Origin of the sequence: Vibrio sp. MM46, assembly GCF_027587135.1 — a bacterium.
In the GTDB taxonomy this organism is placed as follows: domain Bacteria; phylum Pseudomonadota; class Gammaproteobacteria; order Enterobacterales; family Vibrionaceae; genus Vibrio; species Vibrio harveyi.
In genome coordinates this window covers 1-4,892 of the sequence record NZ_JAPPTO010000060.1, presented here as the reverse complement: position 1 = coordinate 4,892, position 4,892 = coordinate 1, and the positions used below count along the sequence as shown (strand labels likewise).

The 4,892-nt window shown below is 46.2% G+C and carries 2 protein-coding genes; both read left to right on the top strand.

What is annotated here, in order from left to right:
* The first annotated feature begins 200 nt into the window (after positions 1-200).
* The gene (locus tag OH459_RS27710; protein ID WP_269989801.1) at positions 201-710 is read left to right on the top strand and encodes a hypothetical protein; all 510 of its coding nucleotides are present in this window, start codon (positions 201-203) and stop codon (positions 708-710) included.
* Positions 711-922: 212 nt separating this feature from the next.
* Positions 923-4,892 (top strand): conjugative transfer relaxase/helicase TraI (gene traI / locus OH459_RS27705; RefSeq protein WP_269989799.1); only part of this gene is annotated, 3,970 nt, incomplete at its 3' end.

Here is a 4,892-nt window from a genome sequence, read left to right as displayed (position 1 = left end):
ACAATGATCAATGCCCCGAATGGCTCTATGAGTTCATTGACGATGTCACATCATTAAACCGATTTTGCTATGGCAGTGTTTTATTTATCGATTCGAGCTTCAATCAGCTCGATTGAGAACACACCGTCCTTTCATTTTAAAAACACTCATCCGCTCAAAACATGCTGTTAGTGCTGATTGGTATTACCTAAGGAAAGAAAATGAAAAAACACATTGTTAATCCCTCATTTGAACAAGACGTCAACTGGTGTATAGAAGAATTAAAACGCCATTTTATCGATAGACCATACTGGGAGGAAACCACAACCGCGCATTTCACTCGTGGTAGCAACATCGATGAACAGTACTGGGAAATAGTCAATCAAATCGCGACAAAGCAAGTCACAGAAATATATCCAACTTTATTGTATTCAGAGGCTTACAGGGAGTTAAATCGCATGGTTTTTTTCTCGATCAACGTCATTATTAGTTCGTTAGACGATATAGATATTAAAGACAAGATAGATCCCAATGCACTAGAAGAAATACTAACAATCACACACCAAGAACTATCAGTAAGAGCACCCACATCGTTAGCTGGACATGATAAATCACTAGAAAAGATACAAAACTGTCTCAATGTTTTTTGTTCTGCAACCGATACGCCACCCACTGATTTTGTGCATTATTCAGACAAAATGAATACATTGCGGCTAAAAGAGCTGCAATAACATTACTCACGACATCGACTCCATCCCCCTGCCGCTAGCCAAAACTCATTTCTCTGATATACTCCTATCGCACCCAAAACTTATCAACTAAACAGGTATTACCTTCCTGATCGCACTAAGATGAATGGCCATTCTGCTTAGTGTTTTTCGTTGATTCTCTCTGTTTTGGGTGCACCTTTTTGGCTCGCGGTATTTTCATAAGGAAAATACGCATGCTCTCTATCAGCCCACTCAAATCTGCTTCTGGCGCTGCCAAATACTACCTAAGCGAAGAAAACCCCAAAGACCTACCTGACGTCTCTTTAGAGAAAGACGCCAGCGATAACTACTACCTCAAAGAAAAAGACCAGGGAGAAAATACGTTCTGGTATGGCAAGCTTGCAGAAGAAGCCGGACTGCTAAGCAAAGCCGTCGAACAGGAGACATTAGAGTCCGTGTTATCTGGCAACCTTGGGGATGAAACCATCAAGGGGAAAAGAGACGATCATAAATGCGGCTTAGATCTGACTTTATCCGTATCAAAAGGCTTCTCCATTGCCGCATTAGGCGGTGGTGATATGCGCTTACTTGGCATACTCAAGGACGCCGTTAAGTTTGTCGCCGATGAAATTGAAAAAGACACCGCACAAGTCACGTCAACCAATAAAGAAGGTGAACGTGAATACATCAATACCGGTAACATGATTTTTGCAGCCATTGGTCATAAGACCAGCCGTGAAAACGACATGCAGCTTCATTACCACTTATTAGCGCCAAACATGACACGAGACCAGGAAGGGCAACTGCGCTCACTCGCTTCAACCATCAAGCAAAAAGGCGGCGTCATCAATGGTACAAGCGAGCGCATCTATAACTTCCAAAAATATTACACAGCACTATTTCACAGTAAGATAGCACACGACGTTGAAAGAATTGGCTATCAAACCCATGGACTAGGCAATGGACAGATAGACATATCTGGTATACCACAACCACTCATCGAAAACTCTTCCACTCGAACGCAGCAAATCAACCAACAAGCCTTAAACTTTGGAGACACACAAGCAGCAAGGGATATGGCAGCCCTCGATACCCGTAAAAGTAAAACCTACCTGAGCAACGGTGAGCTCACCACAAAGTGGCAACAGCAAATCAAAGAGATGGGGTATAAGCCCGAAGAGTTGGTAAAGAATGCACAACAATTCACTAAACAAGAATTTCAGCCAGCCTTAATCGCTCAAGAAGCCCTGTCGCGTGCTATTTCTCATCTTGAACAAAACAATACAGCCCTTCGCTTGGAAAAAATCGTTGAATTAGCGGTTTCTGATTTTACCAAAGGTGATATTCAAGCCAACGCCATTGACGTAAAAAACCTCGCAGATGAATGGATAAAAGAAGGGACGCTTATCCCACTGGCAGAGAAAGGGCAATACACCACCAAAGGCTTAATTGATAACGAGAAAGCACTTATCGACAGCACACAAGGACGGGCGCATCACATGCGCACCCACGTGGCACCCAAAATCCTAGACAAGCTGGCTATCCCAGAAAGTCAGCAACGTATGCTTACCGACCTTTACCACTCCACCAAACAGTTCCACGTGGTAAATGTGCACGGCTCATCACAAAGCATTGCGCAGCAGCTGCTTAACGTGGGAAACCACAGTGGTAAACGGGTCCAGTTCGTCTCACAAAGCACAAAAGCCAAAGCAGAAGGGATGGAGAGCCTACAAAGGCAAAGCAAAACGCTTGGGGTGTGGATAGCCAATGTTTTTTCACCAGAGCAGCGCCACACCACCTATAGCTTGCTGCAAAGTGACACCCCGCTGACCAATAAAGACGTCTTGCTCATCGATGACGCTAACAAGATGAGCGCTAATGAACTGTTAGCCCTGACCGACAAAGCCAAACAGTCCAACAGCAAAGTCGTCATGTTAAACCGTGTCTCTAGCCGTCAAGGATTTAAAGCCAACAATGCTATCTCGCTGTATCAAAAAGGCAATGTAGAGAGCCATACTTGGGTAAGCAGTAAACCTATCGAAACAGACGTAAAACTGAATGAGAATGACACCGATAGGATAGCCCGGGTGTACGCCGACTTACCAGACAAAGCCAACACCCAAGTGATTGCCACTTCCAGTGTCGAGCAGCGGCGGTTAACCGAAGCCATTCGGGATAGACTCAAAAACACCGGTACGCTTTCTCGCCATGAAATCACGCTATTCACTCAAGTCCCCCACTACCTCTCTAAAGCGCAGCAGCCGCTTGTTCAGCACTACAAACCAGGCATGACACTCACCCATTGGGATGACGGCAAACCTCAAAGTTTTGTCATTGCCAGTATCGATAAAGAGAAAAACACCATGCTTACACTGACCAAAAACAAGGGTGATAAGGTCATATTTGACCCATCCTCTCGGGATTTTAAAGCCATGAAGATGCAAATCAGCAAACCACAGAGTTTGAACATTGCCAAAGGCGAGCGCCTTAGTACGTTAGGCAAACACTTCCCTTCTGGTTTAGAGGCAAATCAACGTTACCTCGTCACTGATATAAACAACGATAATATTACTCTTGAGGGAAACGGTAAAACGCAGCGTCTAAGCTTAGAAAGCTTAAAAGACGCACCACTGCAATACGACTACGTTCATGGCGCCAACCATATCGAGAAAAAAGAACACACCCTACTCTCAGCAAAAGCCTTCACTCTGTCAAAACCACTGATAAATGACCTTACTGAAAAAACAGGGCGTCTTGATATCTTCACCGACAAGCCCGACAAAGCCCAAAGCGCACTGGAAAAAGAGCAGGTCTCCCCGTCAGCGATTGAGCGTGTATTGCAGACACAAAACATCAACGACCGTTACCTAAACGACACCACCCAAGCTTTGTTAAAGCAAGATGTCAGTCAGGCACTATCAGCACTGGCAAAAGCACAAAGCGCCCCACTAATCGAGAAAGCGATCAGCTTTGCCCTAAACCACCTCTCAGAGCGAGAAGCCGCCTTTAGCCAAAAAGCGTTAGTGGTCGAAGCGGTTCGTTACGCTTTTGAAGAAGCCGGTGGCTCTATCACCAAAGAGCAGATTGAAACCGAACTGGGAAAACGCAGCGATACCCTATCTGCGGAATACAGCGACGGGACACGCTGGACAACACAAGCGGCGCTAGAGACGGAAAAGCGTATATTGCAAAACATCGATGATGGCAAAGGTCAACATCAGCCCTTTGCTACCTCTAGGCAGGTGCAAGCTTTTCTCGACACCAAACCTCGCTTAACCCAAGGACAAAAGGACGCCATTACCCTTATCTCAACCACTAAAGACAGCTTTGTTGCCATTCAAGGTTTAGCCGGCACAGGTAAGTCCACCATGCTTGAGTCCAACATTGAACTTATCCAGTTAGTTAAAGAAGCCAGCCAACTGCCTGAGCAAAACGTGATTGGGCTTGCGCCCACTCACGCCGCCGTTTCAGAGCTCGAAAGTAAGGGGGTAAAAGCGCAAACTCTGGAAAGCTTATTATCTGACATCAGACAAGGAAACCGCAGTGCCAGCGACTATCAACACACCTTGTTCTTTCTCGATGAAAGCTCCATGGTCAGCAACAAGCAAGCCGATGAGTTCACCAAACTGGTCAATGACAGTCAGTCCAAGACCGCCCTCCTTGGCGATAAAGAGCAGCTACTGTCCCTGAGTGCTGGTAAGCCGTTTGAACTGGCTATGAGTCAAGGACGCATCGATACCGCTTACATGACCGATATCATCCGTCAGCAAAACGACACCTTACTTAATGCCGCGCAAAACACCATTGATAAACAGCCACTCAGCGCCCTGGATAAGCTCCAACAGCAAGCCCCTGACAGTCAAGGCAACCGTCAGCATGTCATCTCTACGCTGGATGAGAACGACAAGGATAGACGCAGAGCGCAACTCACAGCGACAGAGAAGCTGCCCTTTATGGTTGCCAAAGACTATCTAGAGCGCACCCCTGAGACGCGAGAGAATACGCTTATCATCGCTTACACCAACAAGGAGCGTGACACGATAACCGAATACATCCGGGTCGGATTAATGAAAAACCGAGAAATAGGCAAAGAGAACGTCATCACAACTCGGCTACGCTCTATCGGTGCCACTGGGGAAGAGCTCACCACCATGATGCCCTACCAAAAAGGCTTGGTACTGAGTACCAAGCCCGGTGAGTACG

Excerpts from the sequence above, each read along its gene's own strand:
- OH459_RS27710 (WP_269989801.1), top strand. The coding sequence starts at position 201 with ATGAAAAAACACATTGTTAATCCCTCATTTGAACAAGACGTCAACTGG.